Source organism: Arthrobacter sp. SD76 (assembly GCF_049726125.1).
Taxonomy (GTDB): Bacteria; Actinomycetota; Actinomycetes; order Actinomycetales; family Micrococcaceae; genus Arthrobacter; species Arthrobacter nitrophenolicus.
On the sequence record NZ_JBNBLR010000001.1, the window covers coordinates 907,562 to 926,539 of the forward strand.

At 68.1% G+C, this 18,978-nt stretch carries 16 protein-coding genes and 4 pseudogenes; 11 read left to right on the forward strand and 9 right to left on the reverse strand.

The genetic code is table 11. From position 1 onward, the window contains the following. Positions 1–64: 64 nt before the first annotated feature. The 7 genes and pseudogenes from ACPEE0_RS04500 to ACPEE0_RS04530 all read left to right on the forward strand — a co-directional run bounded on the left by ACPEE0_RS04500 (position 65) and on the right by ACPEE0_RS04530 (position 7,735). Entirely contained in the window at positions 65–1,231 is a 1,167-nt protein-coding gene (locus tag ACPEE0_RS04500) for an RtcB family protein (protein WP_424574044.1), read from the forward strand. Between the two features lie 130 nt (positions 1,232–1,361). Then, positions 1,362–2,489, forward strand: a complete 1,128-nt coding sequence (locus tag ACPEE0_RS04505) for an ABC transporter substrate-binding protein (protein ID WP_407710457.1) — start codon at positions 1,362–1,364, stop codon at positions 2,487–2,489. 26 nt (positions 2,490–2,515) lie between these two features. Next, positions 2,516–3,241: an ABC transporter ATP-binding protein gene (locus ACPEE0_RS04510; RefSeq protein WP_009358877.1), complete on the forward strand. Its 726-nt coding sequence runs from the start codon at positions 2,516–2,518 to the stop codon at positions 3,239–3,241. Continuing rightward, positions 3,231–4,187 carry an ABC transporter permease gene (locus ACPEE0_RS04515; RefSeq protein WP_035753414.1) on the forward strand — a complete coding sequence of 319 codons (957 nt, stop codon included), beginning with the start codon at positions 3,231–3,233 and terminating at the stop codon, positions 4,185–4,187. Before ACPEE0_RS04510 ends, ACPEE0_RS04515 begins: the two co-directional genes overlap by 11 nt. Before the next feature lie 156 nt (positions 4,188–4,343). After that, positions 4,344–4,781 carry a hypothetical protein gene (locus ACPEE0_RS04520; RefSeq protein ID WP_424574045.1) on the forward strand — a complete coding sequence of 146 codons (438 nt, stop codon included), beginning with the start codon at positions 4,344–4,346 and terminating at the stop codon, positions 4,779–4,781. 207 nt (positions 4,782–4,988) lie between these two features. Beyond that, entirely contained in the window at positions 4,989–6,248 is a 1,260-nt protein-coding gene (gene cobA, locus ACPEE0_RS04525; protein WP_424574046.1) for a uroporphyrinogen-III C-methyltransferase, read from the forward strand. Positions 6,249–6,269: 21 nt separating this feature from the next. Beyond that, positions 6,270–7,735 (forward strand): annotated as a pseudogene (locus ACPEE0_RS04530) (FAD-dependent oxidoreductase). Between the two features lie 77 nt (positions 7,736–7,812). On the opposite strand, the gene ACPEE0_RS04535 reads toward ACPEE0_RS04530, so the two are convergent. The 4 genes and pseudogenes from ACPEE0_RS04535 to ACPEE0_RS04550 form a co-directional block, all read right to left on the reverse strand. Beyond that, positions 7,813–8,253, reverse strand: coding sequence for an SRPBCC family protein (locus ACPEE0_RS04535; protein ID WP_424574047.1), 441 nt, complete (start codon positions 8,251–8,253; stop codon positions 7,813–7,815). A 216-nt stretch (positions 8,254–8,469) separates the two neighbouring features. Beyond that, positions 8,470–9,039 (reverse strand): hypothetical protein, encoded by a 570-nt coding sequence (locus ACPEE0_RS04540; RefSeq protein WP_424574048.1) that lies wholly within the window; start codon positions 9,037–9,039, stop codon positions 8,470–8,472. Positions 9,040–9,067: 28 nt separating this feature from the next. After that, a pseudogene (locus ACPEE0_RS04545) lies at positions 9,068–9,894 on the reverse strand (DUF1206 domain-containing protein). Positions 9,895–9,897: 3 nt separating this feature from the next. Continuing rightward, positions 9,898–10,188, reverse strand: coding sequence for a hypothetical protein (locus ACPEE0_RS04550; RefSeq protein ID WP_009357191.1), 291 nt, complete (start codon positions 10,186–10,188; stop codon positions 9,898–9,900). A 156-nt stretch (positions 10,189–10,344) separates the two neighbouring features. On the opposite strand from ACPEE0_RS04550, the gene ACPEE0_RS04555 reads away from it, so the two are divergent. After that, positions 10,345–10,881, forward strand: a complete 537-nt coding sequence (locus tag ACPEE0_RS04555; RefSeq protein WP_424574049.1) for a hypothetical protein — start codon at positions 10,345–10,347, stop codon at positions 10,879–10,881. A 159-nt stretch (positions 10,882–11,040) separates the two neighbouring features. Here ACPEE0_RS04555 and ACPEE0_RS04560 read toward each other — a convergent pair whose 3' ends face one another. From ACPEE0_RS04560 to ACPEE0_RS04575, 4 genes are all read right to left on the reverse strand, one after another. Continuing rightward, positions 11,041–12,225 (reverse strand): IS30 family transposase, encoded by a 1,185-nt coding sequence (locus ACPEE0_RS04560; RefSeq protein WP_424574050.1) that lies wholly within the window; start codon positions 12,223–12,225, stop codon positions 11,041–11,043. An 88-nt stretch (positions 12,226–12,313) separates the two neighbouring features. Then, positions 12,314–13,567, reverse strand: coding sequence for an AI-2E family transporter (locus ACPEE0_RS04565; protein WP_424574051.1), 1,254 nt, complete (start codon positions 13,565–13,567; stop codon positions 12,314–12,316). Positions 13,568–13,651: 84 nt separating this feature from the next. Further along, the gene (locus ACPEE0_RS04570; protein ID WP_424574052.1) at positions 13,652–14,332 is read right to left on the reverse strand and encodes a FadR/GntR family transcriptional regulator; all 681 of its coding nucleotides are present in this window, start codon (positions 14,330–14,332) and stop codon (positions 13,652–13,654) included. Positions 14,333–14,338: 6 nt separating this feature from the next. Then, positions 14,339–15,667, reverse strand: coding sequence for an MFS transporter (locus ACPEE0_RS04575; RefSeq protein ID WP_424574053.1), 1,329 nt, complete (start codon positions 15,665–15,667; stop codon positions 14,339–14,341). A gap of 203 nt (positions 15,668–15,870) precedes the next feature. On the opposite strand from ACPEE0_RS04575, the pseudogene ACPEE0_RS04580 reads away from it, so the two are divergent. The 3 genes and pseudogenes from ACPEE0_RS04580 to ACPEE0_RS04590 form a co-directional block, all read left to right on the forward strand. Further along, positions 15,871–16,764, forward strand: a pseudogene (locus tag ACPEE0_RS04580) (CHAD domain-containing protein); the annotation flags it as partial. Between the two features lie 83 nt (positions 16,765–16,847). Further along, positions 16,848–17,198 (forward strand): annotated as a pseudogene (locus tag ACPEE0_RS04585) (CHAD domain-containing protein); the annotation flags it as partial. A 39-nt stretch (positions 17,199–17,237) separates the two neighbouring features. After that, positions 17,238–17,408, forward strand: coding sequence for a hypothetical protein (locus ACPEE0_RS04590; RefSeq protein WP_424575328.1), 171 nt, complete (start codon positions 17,238–17,240; stop codon positions 17,406–17,408). A gap of 15 nt (positions 17,409–17,423) precedes the next feature. Here the strand turns inward: ACPEE0_RS04590 and ACPEE0_RS04595 are convergent, their stop codons facing one another. Continuing rightward, positions 17,424–18,860 (reverse strand): PucR family transcriptional regulator, encoded by a 1,437-nt coding sequence (locus ACPEE0_RS04595; protein ID WP_009357185.1) that lies wholly within the window; start codon positions 18,858–18,860, stop codon positions 17,424–17,426. Between the last annotated feature and the right edge of the window lie 118 nt (positions 18,861–18,978).

Sequence of the window (18,978 nt, forward strand, 5' to 3'; positions counted from 1 at the left end):
CTTCTAACGTGCGGGTTAGCCTAGGACTTACGTTAGTCCTGGGCCGTGCAGTGGGAGGCGGAGCATGGAAACCATCAGCCCGAAGCTTCTGAACTGGGCCTCCATCCTGGACAGCCAAACCCGCGAGCAGGCCGTGAAGACAGCCGGCCTGCCGTTCATCTACCCGCACCTGGCGCTGATGCCCGACGCGCACCTGGGCAAGGGCGCCACCGTTGGTTCGGTCATTCCCACGCTGCGCGCGATCATTCCGGCTGCGGTAGGGGTGGATATCGGCTGCGGCATGATTGCCGTCCGCACCCAGTACTCGGTCAAGGACCTTCCGAAGGACCTCAAGCGGATCCGGGAGGACATCGAGCGCGTCATCCCGCTCTCCGCCGGGCACAACAACAAGAAGGTGCTTCCCACTGCGGAACCCCGGATTGCCGAGCTCAAGGGACTGGCTGCGAAGGCCGGCTTCAACCCGGCGCAGTACGTCGAGAAGTGGGAGCTGCAGCTGGGTTCCCTGGGCTCCGGGAACCACTTCATCGAAATCTGTGCCGATGAAAACCAGGACGTCTGGCTGTTCCTTCACTCTGGTTCCCGCGGCATCGGCAACAAGATCGCCCAGCACCACATCGGCGTGGCACAGCATGTCAGCCGGAAGAAGCAGGTCTACCTGCCGGACCCGGACCTCGCGTACCTTGACGAGGGGACGCCCCAGTTCGACAGGTACATAGCCGAACTGCGCTGGGCCCAGCACTTCGCACTCCTGAACCGCGAGGAAATGATGGACCGCGTGAGTGCGCAGTTCGGCCACTGGGTGGGCGGCCGGGTGCAGGAGCGCGAGCGGATCAACTGCCACCACAACTTCACCCAGCAGGAGACGCATTACGGCAAGCCGGTCTGGGTCTCCCGGAAGGGCGCCATCAAAGCCGAGCCCGGCGATCCCGGACTCATTCCCGGATCCATGGGCACGGCGTCGTACGTGGTGGAAGGCCTGGGCAACCCGGCGTCCCTGAACTCGTCCCCGCACGGGGCGGGCCGGGAGTACTCGCGCAACGCCGCCCGCAAGGCATTCACCCTGGCGGAACTCAAGCGGGCCATGCGCGGCATCGAATTCCGCGCGTCGGAGGCATTCATCGATGAAATTCCCGCCGCGTACAAGCCGATCGACCAAGTGATGCAGGACGCCGCGGACCTCGTGACGGTGCGGCACAAGCTGCGGCAGCTGGTCAACGTGAAGGGCAACTGAACCGCGCAATCCCGGTGCCACCGCGTCCGAATGTGACGCTAGATGAACGTGCGTGACCCCCCGTTTAGGCTTCATTGAACGCGAATATGTCACTCCCTATGGTGAAACAATGACTAGTTCCAAGCCCGGGATGACCCGCATCGTGGCAGGCGAAAGCGCGGTACCCAAGCGCAAGCGTGCCATCGAGGCCGCCCTGGCCATCGGACTGGTCCTGCTCATCGCCGTCGGAGCCGTGGTCGCGTCCACCGTTTCGCGCAACACCGAGGCGCAAGCCGTTGCCCCCACCCCCGCAGCCGAACTGAAGCTCGGGTACTTCGGCAACGTCACCCACGCCCCGGCGCTGGTGGGGATCAAAGAAGGCTTCCTCGCCGACTCGCTGGGCAGCACCACCCTGAACACCGAGACTTTCAACGCGGGCCCGGCGGCCATCGAGGCGCTGAACGCCGGTGCCATCGACGCCGCCTACATCGGCCCCAACCCCGCCATCAACTCGTTCGTCAAGAGCCAGGGCGAATCCGTCCGGGTCATCGCCGGGGCCGCGGCAGGCGGCGCCCAGCTGGTGGTCAAGCCGGAGATCACCTCGGCCACCGACCTCAAGGGCAGGACCATCGCGTCCCCGCAGCTTGGCGGCACCCAGGACGTGGCCCTCCGCGCCTGGCTCACCTCCCAAGGCTACAAGACCAACGTGGACGGCAGCGGCGACGTGGCCATCAACCCCACGGACAACGCCCAGACGCTCAAGCTGTTCCAGGACGGAAAGCTCGACGGCGCGTGGCTGCCCGAGCCGTGGGCGTCACGCCTGGTGCTCCAGGCCGGAGCCAAGGTGCTGGTGGACGAGAAGGACCTGTGGGACGGCACCGGGACCGGCAAACCGGGCGAGTTCCCCACCACCATCCTGATCGTGAACCAGAAGTTCGCGGCCGAGCACCCGGACACCGTGAAGGCCCTCCTCGCAGGCCACGCGAAGTCGGTGGCGTGGCTGAACGAAGCCCCCGCGGACCAGAAAGCAGCGGTTATCAACTCAGCGCTGGAGGAATCCGCCGGCGCCGCGCTGGCCGACGACGTCCTGGCCCGGTCCCTGGCCAACATCACCTTCACGCTTGACCCGCTGGCGGGTGCCTACCCCCGGCTCCTGCAGGACGGCGTGGACGCCGGCACCACCAGACAGGCAGAGATCAGCGGGCTTTTCGACCTCCAGGCACTCAATGAAGTCGCCGGCACCAGCAAGATTTCCGCGGCCGGCCTCGGCCAGGACTGACTAACCCACTACCTAAGGACGGCACCATGCCAGTCGTACTGGAACACCTGGGCAAGCGCTTCGGCGACGGCGCCCCGGTACTGGACGACGTCAACGCCAACATCGAAAAGGGCGAGTTCGTTGCCCTCCTCGGTGCCTCCGGCTGCGGCAAGTCCACCCTGCTGAACATCATCGCGGGACTGGAGGCGCCGTCGTCGGGAGCCCTGGAAGTACCCAGCGACGGTGCCGCCTTCATGTTCCAGGACGCAGCACTCTTTCCCTGGCTCACGGCCCGGGAGAACATCGAGCTGGCGCTGAAGCTGCGCGGCGTAGGCAAGGCCGAGCGGCGTGCCAAGGCCCAGGAACTCCTGGAGCTGGTGCACCTCGGCGCCGCGGGCGACAAGCGCCCGCACGAACTGTCCGGCGGCATGCGCCAGCGCGTGTCCCTGGCCCGCTCGCTCGCCCAGGACCGGCAGTTGCTGCTCATGGATGAGCCGTTCGCCGCCCTCGATGCGATCACCCGCGACCTCCTCCATGACGAACTGGAACGCATCTGGAAGGAAACCGGGCGGACCATCGTCTTCGTCACCCACAACGTCCGTGAAGCCGTGCGGCTGGGCCAGCGCGTACTGCTGCTGTCCTCCCGCCCCGGCCGCGTGGTCCAGGAATGGGCCGTCACCGAGGAACACCGAACCGACGCCGGGCTCGCCGGCCAGCTGACCGGGGTCATCACCGCCCGGCTGCGGGAGGAGATTCGCCGCCATGCCAAGTAACCCCACGCCTCTTGCTGAGTCAGAACCGGTGGTTGAGCCTGTCGAAACCCGCGAGCACGTGCATGCCGCTTTGACCCGGACTTCCACCGGGAATGAGGACCTGCGGGAGCTTGAGTCCGGGCTGGACTCGCTGCAGTCCGACGCCGAGCGCAAGCACCGGATCGACTGGAGCCGGATCCTGCTGCCCGTCGCTGCCCTGGTGGTCCTGGTGCTCATCTGGCAGTTCTATGTGTCCCTTGGGGTCAAGCGCCGCGACCTGGTCCCCGGGCCGCTGGACGTTATGGGGCAGATGGGCCTTCTGTGGAATGAAGGCAAGCTGCAGGAGGCCATGTGGACCTCGCTGCAGCGCGGCGTGGTGGGCTTCATCATCTCCGTCGCCATTGCCACACCAGTGGGCCTGCTGCTGGCCCAGGTCGCTCCGCTGCGCCGGGCTTTCGGTCCGCTGATCTCCGGCCTGCAGGTGCTGCCGTCCGTGGCCTGGGTGCCTGCGGCCATCATCTGGTTCGGCCTGACGGACGCCACCGTCTACTTCGTGGTGTTCATGGGCGCCATCCCGTCCATCATCAACGGTCTCATCTCCGGGGTGGACCAGATCCCGCCGCAGTACCGCCGCGTCGGCACCGTCCTGGGAGCGTCACGGCTGCAGATGGCACTGCAGGTCATCCTCCCGGCCGCCCTTCCCGGATACCTCGGCGGGCTGAAACAGGGCTGGGCCTTCTCGTGGCGATCACTCATGGCCGCTGAAATCATCGCCGTGGGCGGCACCATCGGCTTCGGCCTGGGCTCGCTGCTGGACCAGGGCCGCGTGCTGTCCGACATGTCAGTGGTGATGTCCGCGATCCTGCTGATCCTCGGCGTCGGAATCCTCATCGAACTGCTGGTGTTCGCCCCCATCGAGAAGCGGCTCCTGCGCAGCCGCGGCCTCCTCGCCGGCAGCACCCGCTAGTTCTTCCACGCTCCCGCGCGGGGTCAGGTCCTATCCCATTACCGGGGAGGGACCTGACCCCGCATTTTTTATAAGGGGGCAGCCGGGGGACCTTAGTCACTTCTTTATGCAGTGGCCGGGTACCAGCCTGTAGATGTGGGCAGGAACTCCAAGAGCGTGGACCAGGCGACAGCCGCCACTTCGGCCGGCCACGTCATCGCCGTCGTGATCAACGCTGCCCTGCTGTGGGCCATCCACATGTGGCCGGGCTGGCAGACCGTGCCGTTCCTGACTCCCGACACGTCCCGCGTCCTCAGTGCGGTGACCCTGGTGCTGGTCGCAACCATGCTGGCGCACCTGGTCTTCCTCCTGGTCCCGTCCCGCATGGTCAACGCCCTGGGCAACCTGGCCGTCCTGGCCCTCGGCGTGCCCGCGATGGTCCAGCTGTGGGAAGTCTTTCCCTTCGACTTCAGCGGCACCTGGTCCGGCTGGCCCGTCGTCGTACGGACCCTGCTGGTGCTGGGCATCGTGGGCCAGGTCATCGGCTTCATCGTCGGGCTGGTGGCCCTGTTCCGGGCCGTGGCCGGCTTTGGTGCCGAACGCCGCGCGGACTGACCGGTGTCAAGGGTCAAACAGGGGCACTTTGACACGGACACGCCCGGGATTGAGCTGCGGACAAGGGCGGGTGCGTGCCAATGTGCCCCACGGCCGTCGAGGGGAGGCCGACGGCGGCCGGCCGGGTTTGTGACGCAGCGTTACCTTGCGTGAACTGGTGTTGCTCGGCCTTTGTGGGCGATTGTGACGCGGCCCTACCGTTGATTCATGGCAATTCAGGATATCTACCCCACAGCGCTGCGGCTCCTCGGCCGTCCCGTGCTGGTGGTGGGCGGCGGCCCCGTTGCTGCCCGCCGCGCCAAGGGCCTGCTCGACGCCGGCGCCGTGGTCACGGTGGTGGCTCCCGTTGCCTCACCCGCGCTCCAGGACATGGCCGACGCCGGCCTGCTCACCTGGGCGGCGCGCCCGTATGACTCCAAAGACGTCGACGGCGCCTGGTTCGTCCAGACGGCGACCGGCGATTCCGCCGTGGACGCCTTGGTATCTGCCGACGCCGAGGCGCAGCGCATCTGGTGCGTCAACGCCTCCGACCATGAAGCTTCCGCCGCCTGGACGCCCGCCGTAGCCGAAGTGGATGACGTCAAGATCGCCGTGAACGCCGGGGGAGACCCGCGCCGGGCCATGGCCGTCCGCGACGCCGTGGCCACGGCCCTTGAAACCGGTGACCTTCCGCTGCGCCGCCGCCGTCCCGCCGCCACCGGCTGGGTAGCCCTCGTGGGCGGCGGCCCCGGCGACACCGGCCTCATCACCGTCCGCGGCCGCCGCCTCCTGGGCCAGGCCGATGTAGTGGTTGCCGACCGCCTCGGCCCCCGCGAACTCCTCAACGAACTGGCCCCCGACGTCCGCGTCATCGAGGTCGGCAAGACGCCCGGCCACCACCCTGTGCCGCAGGCCGAGATCAACCGGATCCTCGTGGACGAGGCCCTGCAGGGCCACCGCGTGGTCCGGCTCAAGGGCGGTGACCCGTACGTCCTGGGCCGCGGCGGCGAGGAAGCCGAGTACTGCCGGCAGCACGGCGTCGAGGTGGAGGTCGTTTCCGGCGTCACCTCCGCGATCTCGGTTCCGGCTGCCGCAGGCATCCCGGTCACGCACCGGGGCCTCGCCAAGGGCTTCAGCGTGGTCACCGGCCACGAGGAACTGTCAGAGGTTCCGGCCCGCGCAGACCACACCATCGTCCTGCTCATGGGCGTCGGCCAGCTCCGCGAATCGGCGTCCGCGCTGGGCGAAGCCGGCCTGCCCGCCGGCACCCCGGTTGGTATTGTGGAGAACGGATACCTGCCGGACCAGCGCGTGACGATTGGCACGCTTGGTTCCATCGCTGACCAGGCCGAGGCCGCCGGCGTCGCGAATCCCGCAGTGATTGTCATCGGTGACGTGGTGCGCGTGAGCCCGTTCGCGCCGTCGCACTTCAAAACCGCTGACTACAGCACCACCACCCCGAACAAGCCCCGAGTCCTCACCTCCTAGCCGAACAAAAGGAACACAGCCGTGTCATCAAGCACCTCCGTAGGTTCTGCCGAACGTCCGCTGCGCGTTGCCGTCGTGGGCTCCGGCCCCGCCGGCGTCTACGCCGCGGACATCCTCACCAAGAGCGAAGCCATCAAGAGCGGCGAGCTGACCGTGAGCATCGACCTCTTTGACCGCTACCCGGCACCCTACGGCCTGATCCGCTACGGCGTTGCCCCGGACCACCCCCGCATCAAGGGCATCGTCAACGCCCTGCACAAGGTCCTGGACCGCGGCGACATCCGCTTCTTCGGCAACGTGGACTACGGCACGGACCTCACCATCGAGGACCTGCGCACCCACTACGACGCCGTCATCTTCGCCACCGGCGCCATCAAGGACGCGGACCTGAACATCCCCGGCATCGAGCTGGACGGCTCCTACGGCGGCGCCGACTTCGTCTCCTGGTACGACGGCCACCCGGACGTCCCGCGCGAATGGCCGCTGGACGCCAAGGAGATCGCCGTCATCGGCAACGGCAACGTGGCCCTGGACGTTGCACGAGTCCTGTCCAAGCACGCTGACGACCTGCTCAGCACCGAGATCCCGGACAACGTCTACGCCGGCCTGAAGTCCTCGCCCGTCACCGACGTGCACGTCTTCGGCCGCCGCGGCCCGGCCCAGGTCAAGTTCACCCCGCTGGAGCTGCGCGAGCTGTCCACTCCAAGGACGTGGACATCATCCTGTACCCGGAGGACTTCGAGTTCGACGAGGAATCGGACCGCCAGATCCAGACCAACAACCAGACCAAGACCATGGTGGGCACGCTCACCAACTGGATCGCCGAGCAGCCCGAGGACCTCTCCGAGCTCAAGGCTTCCCGCCGCCTGCACCTGCACTTCCTGCACAGCCCGGTGGAGATCTACGACGACCCCGAGACGCCGGGCAAGGTTGCCGGCATCAAGTTCGAGCGCACCGAACTGGACGGCACGGGCAACGCCCGCGGCACCGGCGAGTTCGTCGACTACCCGGTCCAGGCCGTGTACCGCGCCATCGGCTACTTCGGTTCCGCCCTGCCGGAGATCGAGTTCGACCACAAGAAGGGCGTCATCCCGAACGACGGCGGCCGCGTCCTGGACGCCTCCGGCAGCCACGTGCCTGGCGTCTACGCCACCGGCTGGATCAAGCGCGGCCCGGTGGGCCTGATCGGCCACACCAAGGGCGATGCCCTGGAGACCGTGACCTACCTGCTCGAGGACCGCGAGAACCTTCCGGTTGCCAGCGTTCCCGCCGAGGACGCCGTCGTGGACCTCCTGGACGCCCGCGGCGTGAAGTTCACCAGCTGGGAAGGCTGGCTGGCGCTCGACGCCCACGAGCTCGCCCTGGGCGCCGCTGCCACCGAGGCCGGCGGCTCGCACGGCGTCGAGGTAAAGCGCGAGCGCATCAAGGTGGTGCCGCGCGAGGACATGGTGGACATCTCCCGCGACGGCGTTGCCGCCCAGGTCTGACACACCACTGAAGCGGGGTCATCCCGCGCCCGGCCCGGAAGGGTTCCGGGCGCGGGATGACCTCGTTTGTTAAGCCCTTACCGCCCGGCGCCGCCGGCCGCCATCAGCTCAAGGCGGCGGAGGGTTTCGCGGTTCCGGACGCCGATCATGGCGTCTCGCAGGAACTTGGGCATCAGCCTGCCGGGTCCCTTGATGGCGTCCTCGACGAGGGTCACCTGGCACTGCGCACCCCGGTCCTCAAGGGTGATTACCACCTTGGCCTCACCCATCGGCCAGCCGCGCGCCACCAGTTCCAGCAGCCGGCTGGGCTCGGAGTTCACCACCTTGCTGCTGTCGTTGATCACGAACGGCCAGGCGCCCACGGAGTGGTGGAGCCGCGCGCCGGTCCGGGGCCACGCGTCATCCACGGCCCGGATCCTGGACGCTCCCACCACCCAGCCGGAATACAGCCAGCCGTCGGAGAGGACGCGCCACACGTCGGCTGCGGGGGAGTTAAACAGCTGGGACACGGTGGACATGGTCTTCCTTCCTGTAGCGGAGCCGGGTTCGGGGGCGTCCGACGGCGGCCGGCGCCTTCCGCTGCGCGGCGCGGTAGGAATGCTCCCGCAGCCGCCTGGTCCAGGCGTAGGTCTGCGCCCCGGGCGGCACGTTTTCCAGCGGGTTGAAGCGCAGTCCGGTGTCGCCGGGCCGGGTCCCCGCATGGAGCCGGAGCTCGCCGCACTGCCGCCAGCGCCTCAGGGGCCGAGCCCAGAACAGGCCAAGTACCCATTCGCCCGAGGACAGCGACCCGGCGGAAGGCTGATGGTCCGCAGGCCGAGCAGCACCGGCCCTTTCCGTCCCCGGTACGGCATAAGCGTGGTCATGGTGGCGCCGTCCACATCCAGCCGGGGCTGCAGGAGGAACCGGCCTGGTAGGCGCCAGCCGGTGGAGGCGAACAGGAGATCAGCACTGCCGCTGCCCGGAAACCCGCCAGGCTCTCCACCAGCGGAAGGGCTGGCCCGAACCGCCAGCCCCAGGATGTCCGGCAGTGCCTGGGGAAGGCCGACTGACCGGGAGAACCTCGCCTCCACGGTGTCCGTACCCGGCGAATCCAGCCAGTCCAGGCCGCTGGGTTCGATGGGATTCCCGGTCCGGGCCAGTTCGCCGGTGAGGCCCAGTCCCTTCGGGTGGATCGGGCGGTCCGGGCGGACCACCTTGAGCAGCCGGAACAGGCCGGCGAAGGACTGGCCGGCCACGTCGGTGACGGCGCCGCCCAGGCCGCGGGCGCCGTCGTCGGCCGTCTGGTCCGTTGTCAGGTGCGTCATGCTTCCTTCCTACCCAAAACCGGGGAAACTACATGCGCCCAAAGCGGGAGCGGATCAGCGCGAAGATGCCGTAGGCGATGAAGCCGGCCCCGATGGCAACAGGAGGGACGGTCCGAAAGGGTGGTCGCGGAGGGCCTTCAGGCCGCCGTCCAGCCCGGTGGATTCCTCGGGACGGTGCTTGGCGGCGGCAATCACGAACAGGAGCCCGGTGAGGTTCAGGGCGATGCCTTTGGCGATGTGTCCAATCACGCCAAGGCTGTCGATCAGTCGGCCGCGGCGCGTCCCGTCAAAGTGGAAGAGCTCCTCCTTGAACCCGCGCCGCGCGCCCTTGAACACGAAGTAGATGCCGATCCCGATGATCGTCAGGCCCAGGGCAACCAGTACCCACAGTCCCAGCGGGATTGCCATCAGTGAGGCGCTGAAATCCCTGGCGCTGTCCCCGGAATCACCGCGCATGCCCACGGCGAAGCCGGCAAAGCTCAGCCCCACGCTGCCGTAAGCGATGGCCAGGAAGCCGGAGGAGATCAATTTGGCAAGCCGTTCCTTGCGCGGCTTGCCCCGCATCCGCAGCGTGGCCTCGCTGGCCTGCCACAGGGACAGGCCAGCGCAGGCGGCAACGCAGGCCCACATCACCGCCGGGCCCCAGGGGTTCGCGGCGAGCTGCTCGATGGCGCCGGTGGCGTCCGGCTCGCCCGGCTGCCCGAACGCCACGGCGACGGCGATGGCCCCGACAATGACATGGAGCACCGCCATGACAGCGAACCCGGCGCGCGCCAGGACATCCAGGGCTTTGTGGTTGGAAGCCTCCTCGACGGCGTCCGCCGCCTGGCTCAGCGTGGATTCCCCGTCCGACATGGGTCAGCCGTTCATGGGCCCTTCGGCACGCAGCTTCTCCGCACCCGGTCCCTCCACGTGGATGGTGCAGCGGACCACCAGCCGGCCGGGGGCGTTGTCCAGCTCCACCAGTGAATCGTCGCCGCTCAACACAGTGAACACTTCCGAACCTGCCACGGCGCTGACGCCCTTGGCTTCCGCCGTCTCGCGGGCGTTGCGCAGCGCCTCGCGCTGGAGCCCGTCCACGTAGGTGCCGTCGTCTTCCCGCGCCGGGTCCCCGAAGGCCCAGCCGAACAATGTTCCTGTGATTCCCATGGCCACGATATTACGCGTTCCTCCGGCTGAAAGACGGGCTTTCGTAACATTAGTAAGTGTGCTTACCATAGGCGGACCATGACCTTGAGGGGACACGGAAATCGAAGTCCGCAACAGCGGCATCCCGAAGCCAGTTCTACGTTAGGAATGCACATCATGGCAGGAAATCTCATTGCCCGGTCGGTACACGATCTGACGGCAGCGGCGTGGTTCGGCGGTTCCCTGATGGGCGCCATCGGCCTGAACGGTGCAGCGGCGGAAGCCAGGGACCCCTCGGAGCGCACCCGGCTCTCCAGCGCCGGCTGGATGAAGTGGGCGCCCATCCAGACGGTGGCGTTCACCTCGCACCTGGTGGCTGACCTTGCCATCGCCTGGGAGAACAAGGGCCGGATCGCCAAGCAGGAAGGCGTTGCACGGGACACCGTCGTCAAGACTGCCGTGACCCTTGTGGGCGCGGCCGTGACCCTGTACTCGGGCATGCTGGGCAAGAAAGTTGAGAAGCTCGCCGACGAGGGGTCCGAGGGTGCAACGGAGCCCCGCCCGGGTGCTTCGGATGAACTGAAGGCGGCCCAGCAGCAGCTCAAGGCGCTCCAGTGGGTCATCCCCGCTTTCGCCGGCCTGGTGGTGGTCCTCGGCGCCAAGCACGGCGAGATGCAGCGTCCCAAGAACGTGTTCGCGGGTCTTCGCTCTTAGCACGCTTTGGCCGCCCGGGCGGCGGCAAGGCGGCACGTACGACGGCGGTCCGGCACCTGGGTGCCGGACCGCCGTCGTGCGTCTGCCTGCCGGAGTTTTTGTCCAGATACGGCGGCCAAAACGCACGCAAAGTCAAGTGGTGGGAGCAACGTGGGGTGGTTAGGCCGCGTGCAGCAGCTGGTTTAGCCGGTTGGCTGGGGTGTCGAGGTTCAGGGTTGGCCGGGGGCGGCGGTTGAGCTTGGCTGCGATGCGGTCAAGGTCGTCGGGGGTGTGGGCGGAGAGGTCGGAGCCTTTCTCGAACCAGAACCGCAGGAGCCGGTTGGTGTTCTCGTTTGTGCCTCGCTGCCAGGGCGAGTGGGGGTCGCAGAAGTAGAGCGTGGTCTCGAGGGCGGTCTGGATCTTGGCGTAGTCGGCGAGCTCGGTGCCGCGGTCCCAGGTGATCGAGCGGCGCAGGTGCTCCGGGAGCTTTCCCATCTCCTGGATCATCGCCGCGGCGACCGTCTCGGCGGTGTGGTCCCCGGGCAGGTGGAGCAGGATCGTGAACCGGGTGGAGCGTTCGACCAGGGTGCCGATCGCGGTCCCGTTGCATCCGATGATCAGGTCTCCTTCCCAGTGTCCCGGGACGGCCCGGTCCTGGGCTTCGGCGGGGCGTTCGCTGATCTTGAAAGCCTCCTTGTAGGGGCTGTTCTTGAGCCGGTCGCTGGTGTGGGGAACGCGTTGTTTGCGTTTGAGGCTGAGATTTTCGGCCAGGTCTGCCCGCAGTTTCCCGCGGGTCTGGACGTACAGGGCCTGGTAAATCGTCTCGTGGCTCACCTGCATAGTCTGGTCATCGGCAAAGTAAAACGCCAGCATCGAAGAGATCAGCTTCGGGCTCCACCCGTCATCCATCCACACTCCGATCAGCCGGCACAGATCCTCGTCTTCGATGAGCTTGAAGGGCTTGGGCCGGCGCCGGGCCTGATGGGCTCTGGTATGCGCGACTTGAGCGTTGTACCTGCCCTCGGCATCACAGTTGCGGTTGACCTCACGCCAGATTACGGACTTGTCCCGCCCGATCGCCTCACCGATCTTCGCGTAGCTCATCCCGGCCTGCCGGCCCATCTGGATCATCCCCCGCTCCGCCTCGGTTAGTGCCCGCCCGCAGGGAAGCTCCGCGGACGGGCCAGGATCTGCCAGGCCACCATGGGCCGAAATGCTCAGCGTCATCTGACCAGACTCGGCCCACCACTTCTTCGCCGTGCCGCGCGAGGCCCCGACACGCCGGGCAGCAGCACTGACCGACAAACCGGCACACACCAGATCGAGAAAATCATCACGGACATGGACAGGAAACAACTTCGGCATCAAACGCTCCATCAATCAAAGCGTTGCAACCACCATATGAATCCGCCGCACTTCAAGCCGCCATATCTGCCCGAAAACTCGAGGGTTGCTAGATGGGTTTGGTGCCCGCCGCCGGCAGGTCGGGGTTCATGTCCTGCAGGTTCGGGTCCTCGGCCGTCCACACCTGGATGATGGCCCAGATGACGGCGGCCAGCGGGACGGACAGCACCGCACCGACGATGCCGGCCAGGATGGTTCCGGCGGTCAGCGCCATCAGGATGACCAGCGCGTGCAGCTGCAGCGCGTTGCCCATAACGATGGGCTGCAGCAGGTCGCCCTCCAGCTGGTTGACCGCGACCACCACTGCCACCACGATCAGCGCCACCACGGGCCCGTTCGCCACGAGGGCCACCAGGGCGGCCAGGATCCCGGCCACCGTTGCGCCCACCAGGGGAATGAACGCGGTGATGAACACGATAATGGCCAGCGGGAAAGCCAGCGGAACCTGCAGGATCAGCAGTGCGGCGCCGATGGCCACGGCGTCCACGAGGGCCACGATGGCGGTGCCCCGGACGTAGCCGCCCAGGACCTCGAGGGTGCGGCTGCCCACCCGGCGCAGCTTGGCTTCGCGCTGGCCGGTGAAGGGGCGGAGCAGGAAGTTCCAGATCTTGGCGCCGTCCTTGAGGAAGAAGAACAGGATAACCACCATCAGGAGGGTGCCGGCGATGAATTCCGTGACCACGGAAAGCCCGGTGATCGCTCCGGAGCGGACCTGGCTGCTGGTGGCAAACTCGATGAGCCCCTGCCGCGCCTGCTCCAGCTGCGCCTGGTCGATGGGAATGGGGCCGGTGCGGAGGAAGTTCTCCAGTTCGTCCAGCCCGGAGGAAGCCTGGGCCGCCAGTTCACCCCACTGGTTCCGGATTGAGAAGTAGATCACGGTGAAGACCCCGCCCAGCACCAGGAGGAGCCCGATGAACGCGATGCCGGTGGCCAGCCCGCCCCGCATTCCACGGCGCCGGAGCATGTTGACGAACGGGCCGATGGCCGCGGCCAGGATCAGTGCGATCAGCACCGGAATCACCAGGAGCTTGATCTGCATGAGTGCGTAGACGGACACCACTGCCACGGTCAGGATCAGCAGGATCTGGGCGGAGCGGATGCCCACCCGTCCCAGGCCGTCAGCCCAGAGGGCGCCCGCCGGCTTGGTCTCGCGCTGTTTCGCACCGCGCTGCAGGGCGGCTTTTCCAAGGGCCTGGCCCTGCCGTGGTGCACCTTCGGCTGCGGGCACGGCCTCCGTGCCCGGTTTCTGCTGCGGGGGCTCGTTGCCCAGCTCGTGTTCGGTCAGGCGTGTTGATCGCGCCATGGGAACTCCTCATCATCGGCGGCGCCAGCCCGCGGGTGCAGGGCAGGCTTACTACCTACGTCAGATAGTAAGCCTACTGACCGACTAGGCGCCGAGCCACTCTGCGCAGGAGTTCAGGTTTCTGTTCACGGTGGCGACGGCGGCCTCTTCGTCGTGCCGCTCGATGGCCTGCAGCAGGACTTCGTGGCCCTCCAGCGGCAGCCCCTCGAACCCGGGCCGGCCCTGCTGGGTCAGGAGGTCACGGTGGAGCGCGGGCCCGAAACTGATGTAGAGCTCATGCAGCAGGGGATTGCCGGAGGCCTGCGCCACCCGTTCATGGAAGCCCCAGTCGGCCCGCGCCCAGGTGTCATAGTCTCCCGCGTGCCAGGCCTGGTCCCGGGTGGCGAGCAGCCCGCGCAGGGCCCTGACATCGTCGGCGGTGGCGTTCCGGGCCGCGAGCCGCGCCGCCTGGGTGTCCAGCCCCAGCCGGACCTCCAGGATGTGCTGCTCGGTGTGGTCCTGGTACATCCGGCGCGCGGCACCGGAGATCTCGCTGGTGGCGCGGACGTAGGTGCCGTCGCCGCGGCGCACTTCCAGCATGCCGCTGTGGGCCAGGGCCTTGATGGCCTCGCGCAGCGTCCCGCGGGAAACGCCCAGCCCGGCGATCAGCTCGGTTTCGGACGGGATGCGCTGGTTCAGCGGCCACTCGCCGGAGTGCACCATGGACCGCAGTTTGGCGGTCACTTCATCGGCCAGCGGCGCGCGGGTGGAGGGGCTCAGTGCCATGGCGTCCTACTTTATCCTTTGCTTGCCGGTCATTGCCGGACCGGTGATCAGGTGCGCCACCACAACCTGGACCAGCGCCAGGGCCAGGAGCAGTGAGAGGGGCAAGGTCCAGCTGCCGGTGGCGCCGTGCAGCAGCCCCATGCCGAAGGGGCCCACGGTCGCCAGCAGGTAGCCGGTGGACTGGGCCAGGGTGGACAGGGCGGTGGTCTCGGCAGTGCTCGAGCCGCTGCGGCTGATCATCACCATCACCAGCGGGAAGATCCCCAGGCCGAAGCCGACCAGGATGGCTGAGACGAAGGCAAGCTGCACCGGCAGCGCGAGGAGGGCCACCAGGCCCAGGACCATGACGATGCTGACCAGGTAGAACGCCGGGCGCAGCATCCTGGGCCGGGATCCGATGGCGATCAGGACCATGCCCGCCGGCACCGAGACGAGCTGCATCAGCCCGAACATCAGGCCGCTGTCCGAGGCGCTGAGGCCCAGCGTGGTGAGCATGTACGGGTACCAGCTCATCAGGGCGTAGGCGAGCAGGGCCTGGAGGGTGAAGATCGCAGTCAGGAGCAGGCCCTTGCGGGTGCGCAGCAGCGGCCACGGTGCCACCCGTCCGCCGGTGGCGCGCCGGCTGTTGCGGTGGGCGTGCAGCGCCACCGGCAGGAAGCCCAGGAAAGCGGCGACGGCGGTGAACCCGATTGCTCCGACGGCGGCGGACGGTGAACCCAGGGACTGGGCCAGCGGGACCACCGCCACGGAGGTCACGGTTGCCCCGGTGGTCATGGTCACCGTGTACAGGCCGGTCATCAGTGAGGTCCGGGAAGCGAAGTGTTCCCGGATGAAGGACGGCATGGCCACGTTGCAGACCGCCAGCCCGGACATGCCGAGCACGCTGCCGGCCAGCAGCATCCCGGTGGCCGGAATGCCCCGCAACAGGAGTCCGCCGGCGAGCATGGCCAGGGCCAGGAGGATGGCCTTCTCCACCCCCAGCCGCCCGGTCAGCCAGGACGTCCCGGCGCCGGCCAGGGCAAAACAGAGCGTGGGGATGGAGGGAATGACGGCCGCCACCAGTGCGCCATATCCGAGTACTGCCTGCAGGTCGTGCAGCAGTGCCGACGCCCCGGTGATGCCCGCGCGCAGGTTCAGTCCGATCAGCACCAGCGCGATGACACCGAAGACGACGGCGGAGCGGGGCCGGGCCTGTTCCGCTGGCGCCGGCGATGCCACGGCTGCCGCGGAAACCGCCGTGACCCCTGTGGAAGCAGCAGGCCGGGCAGGGGCTTGCGGGGCGGGAGCGGGGCAGGGGGTGGAGGCAACGGCGGAAGCGGGTGGAGTGGCGGACATATACCCAGCCTAAAGGTTAGACGTTTGATGTCTAGGGTTTTGTGGGCAAGCTCTCCCGGGCTTCCGCCGGCAGGCCATAGACTGCCTAAGCCGGGTGCGGAACCACCCGGACTACGCAATGCAGCGGACGTGGAAGGACGGCTGTGGAGGCTTCCCAGGGACTCGAGGTTGAGAAGAAATACGACGTCGGCAGCGACGCCACGGTGCCGCCGCTGGATGGCCTGCCGGGTGTCGCACGCGTGGGCGAGCCGCAGACGGCCAAGCTGGAAGCCGTGTATTTCGATACCGCAGACCATGCGCTCGCCGCCCGCCGCATCACCCTCCGCCGGCGGACCGGCGGCGGCGATGCGGGCTGGCACCTGAAGCTGCCGCCCGAAGAAGCGGCCGGGACCGGGGATGCCGAACCCCAGCAGCGCCGCGAGGTGCACGCCCCGTTGGGCCAGGCCGGCGTGGTGCCGGACACCCTCCTCGCCCGTGTCCAGGCATACCTGCGCGGAGCGGAGGTGGTCCCGGTGGCCAAGCTGCGCACCAGGCGGACAACCCACGCCCTCTATGGCGAGGACGGTGTCCATCTTGCCGACCTTGCGGACGACCGGGTCACGGCGGAACGTCTGCCAGGCCCGGACGGCGGCGGGGGCGGGAACAAGCAGCAGTGGCGGGAATGGGAGCTGGAACTCGTCAACGGCGACGCCAGCCTTTTCGCCCCCGCCGAGCAGCTGCTTGTGGGGGCCGGAGCCCGCCCGGCGGGCCACGCCTCGAAGCTGGCCAAGGCGCTTGGCGCGCCGGCGCATGGCACACCGGACGGGGACCAGGACGCCGATGCCGCCCCCGACGAAGCCATCCCCGCCCTGCCGGCCGGCAAGAAGTCGCCGGCTGCCGCCGTCGTTACCGTTTATGCCGCCGCCCAGATCAAGGAACTCCTGGACCAGGACGCTGCCATCAGGCTTGAAGAGCCGGAGGCAGTCCATGACATGCGCTCGGCTACCCGCCGGCTCCGCTCCGTCCTGGCCGCCTACCGCAAGCTGTACAGGGCCGTGCCGGTGCGCCGGTTGCGGGACGAGCTCAAATGGCTGGGCCAGCTCCTCGGCGAGCCGCGGGACGCCGAGGTACTGCTGGCCCGGCTCCGCGGACACCTTGACGACCTGGACAGGGGCCGGGCCCGGACGCCGCCCGGGACCGGTTGGAGCGCCAAGCCGGCGCCACGTACGACGCCGGCTACCGGCGGCTCCAGGAGGCCATGCGGACCGAGCGCTACTTCCGGCTGCTGGACAGCCTGGAGGAGTTCCGCGACAACCCGCCCGTCCGCACGGAAACCGTGCCGCCGGGACGCCGCGTGGCGGCCAAGGCGGTGGACAAGGCGGCGAAAAGGCTCCGGCGCTCGCACCGCGCGGCCTCCCACGCCCGCCGCGGCATTGACCATGAAAACGCCCTCCACCGGGTGCGCAAGGATGCCAAGAAGCTCCGGCACGTGGCGGAGTCGGCCGCCCTCATCAAAGGGAAGCGGGCCAACAAGGTGGCGAAGGCGGCCCACCGGCAACAGAAGATCCTGGGCGATTACCACGACGCCGTGATGGCCCGCGACCTGCTGGCGGGCATGGCCTCGGACCGGGACCGGGCAGCCGTCAGCGAGGCCTACGCAGCTCTGCTGCAGCGGCAGGAGAAGCTCATGTCCGCCGCCCAGGCCAAGTACCGGAAGGCCCGCAAGAAGTCCCGGGACCTGCTCCGCCGCGGGGTTATCTGAGGCTCGCGGCGGGGCCTACTTGCCCTGCCGCGCGGACAGCCGGGCCACTGCCAGCGCCAGCCACAGCTGCACCCGGTCCGGGGTCACCGCGGGGTCGTATCCGGTCAGCTCGGTGATCTGCGCCAGCCGGTACCGGACCGTGTTGCGGTGCAGCGTCAACTGCTCGGCCACGGCGGCCACCGAACCGTTGTTGTTCAGGTAGCTTTCCAGCGTGGTCATCAGCTCCGCGCCGTGGGCGGCGTCGAACGCCCGGAGCGGGTTCAGGGACTCATGCGCCATGTCCGCCAGCGGCACATCCTCGCTGGCCAGGAGCAGCGACGTCAGGCTCAGCCGTTCCGGCTCATTGACCGGCAGGCCGTGGCTTGCCGCGTCCCGCGCCTCGAAATAGCTCCAGCGCAGTCCGTTGGGTTTCGTGTAAGCCCCGCCGATGCCGATGGTGGCGTGGATGCCCGCCTCCGCCAGGTGGTCGCTGAGCTTCCGCGCCAAAGCGGGCGCCGCCCCGCCGTCGTCATTCACTACCAGCACCAAATCCTTGCCCACGACGGCGGCAACCGAGTTTTCGAGCTCGCGCGGCACTGCGGTGCTGCCCAGGGCTTTGTTGTGCGCGGCGGAGACGGCCAGCAGCACCACGTTCTTCCGGGTGCTGTTGATGCCCACGCCGGCCAGGCGGCGCTGGGCTTCGCTTGTCTCCAGGGCGCCGTGGATGACGTCCTCGAGCACCTGGCCGCACAGGGCGCGCTGGGCCTGGCGCTGCTTGACCATGTTGTTCAGCTCCACGCTGATCAGGTTCTGGGCGTAGCCGATGATGCCGGAGTCCTCGAACGGCTGCCGGACCCAGAGGGTGCAGGCATCCCGCCGGCCGGTGGGGATCGGATAAGTGGACCAGGAATCCGCGGACGGGGCTGCGCTGCTGCTGTTGTACAGCTGCGCCGTGAACTGGGTCAGCGCGATGTCGGTGCGCAGCATGCTGCCGAGCTGCTTGAGGAGTTCGGCCAGCCCGCCGCCGGTCAGCAGGGCGCGGGCCAGGACCTGGTGGCCCGCGATCAGGCGCTCCAGCTTGGCGTAGTGGTCCGCCGACTGGGCATCGGCCACGAGTTTGGTGATGGCGATGAAGGGCGTCTCGTAGGGGACTTCCACCACGGGCAGGGCCCACCGGTTGGCCTCGGCCAGCAACGCAGGCGGCACCGCCTCATGCGACAGCCCGACGCCGAACCCGATCCCCACTGCGCCCGCCCGCTGCACCTGGCGGACAAAACGCCGCTGCTCAGGCGCGGACTTCAGCCGCAGGCCCGTGGTCAGGATCAGCTCGCCGCCGTTGAGGAACCGCTGCGGATCCTCCAGCTCCGTGACGGCCACCCAGTTGATGTCCTGATGCCAGGTGGTCTCGGCGACCCCCACCTTGGACAGCTTGAGGGAGTTCACGCCCAGCAGGGCAGCGAGGGAAATGGCCATGGATCAAGGATAAACGGGCGCTGGACAACCGCACTAAACACCGCGCGGAAGGGTGTGCAGGTGGCTATTCACTGCAATGGGGCGCTGGCATAGGCTCAAACCAGTTCCATCCATCCGC

What these genes read in the sequence shown, in the direction of transcription:
- ACPEE0_RS04500 (WP_424574044.1), top strand. Translation starts at nt 65, where the DNA reads ATGGAAACCATCAGCCCGAAGCTTCTGAACTGGGCCTCCATCCTGGAC.
- ACPEE0_RS04505 (WP_407710457.1), top strand. Translation starts at nt 1,362, where the DNA reads ATGACCCGCATCGTGGCAGGCGAAAGCGCGGTACCCAAGCGCAAGCGT.
- ACPEE0_RS04510 (WP_009358877.1), top strand. Translation starts at nt 2,516, where the DNA reads ATGCCAGTCGTACTGGAACACCTGGGCAAGCGCTTCGGCGACGGCGCC.
- ACPEE0_RS04515 (WP_035753414.1), top strand. Translation starts at nt 3,231, where the DNA reads ATGCCAAGTAACCCCACGCCTCTTGCTGAGTCAGAACCGGTGGTTGAG.
- cobA (WP_424574046.1), top strand. Translation starts at nt 4,989, where the DNA reads ATGGCAATTCAGGATATCTACCCCACAGCGCTGCGGCTCCTCGGCCGT.
- ACPEE0_RS04535 (WP_424574047.1), bottom strand. Translation starts at nt 8,253, where the DNA reads ATGTCCACCGTGTCCCAGCTGTTTAACTCCCCCGCAGCCGACGTGTGG.
- ACPEE0_RS04540 (WP_424574048.1), bottom strand. Translation starts at nt 9,039, where the DNA reads ATGACGCACCTGACAACGGACCAGACGGCCGACGACGGCGCCCGCGGC.
- ACPEE0_RS04550 (WP_009357191.1), bottom strand. Translation starts at nt 10,188, where the DNA reads ATGGGAATCACAGGAACATTGTTCGGCTGGGCCTTCGGGGACCCGGCG.
- ACPEE0_RS04555 (WP_424574049.1), top strand. Translation starts at nt 10,345, where the DNA reads ATGGCAGGAAATCTCATTGCCCGGTCGGTACACGATCTGACGGCAGCG.
- ACPEE0_RS04560 (WP_424574050.1), bottom strand. Translation starts at nt 12,225, where the DNA reads ATGCCGAAGTTGTTTCCTGTCCATGTCCGTGATGATTTTCTCGATCTG.
- ACPEE0_RS04565 (WP_424574051.1), bottom strand. Translation starts at nt 13,567, where the DNA reads ATGGCGCGATCAACACGCCTGACCGAACACGAGCTGGGCAACGAGCCC.
- ACPEE0_RS04570 (WP_424574052.1), bottom strand. Translation starts at nt 14,332, where the DNA reads ATGGCACTGAGCCCCTCCACCCGCGCGCCGCTGGCCGATGAAGTGACC.
- ACPEE0_RS04575 (WP_424574053.1), bottom strand. Translation starts at nt 15,667, where the DNA reads ATGTCCGCCACTCCACCCGCTTCCGCCGTTGCCTCCACCCCCTGCCCC.
- ACPEE0_RS04590 (WP_424575328.1), top strand. Translation starts at nt 17,238, where the DNA reads ATGGCCCGCGACCTGCTGGCGGGCATGGCCTCGGACCGGGACCGGGCA.
- ACPEE0_RS04595 (WP_009357185.1), bottom strand. Translation starts at nt 18,860, where the DNA reads ATGGCCATTTCCCTCGCTGCCCTGCTGGGCGTGAACTCCCTCAAGCTG.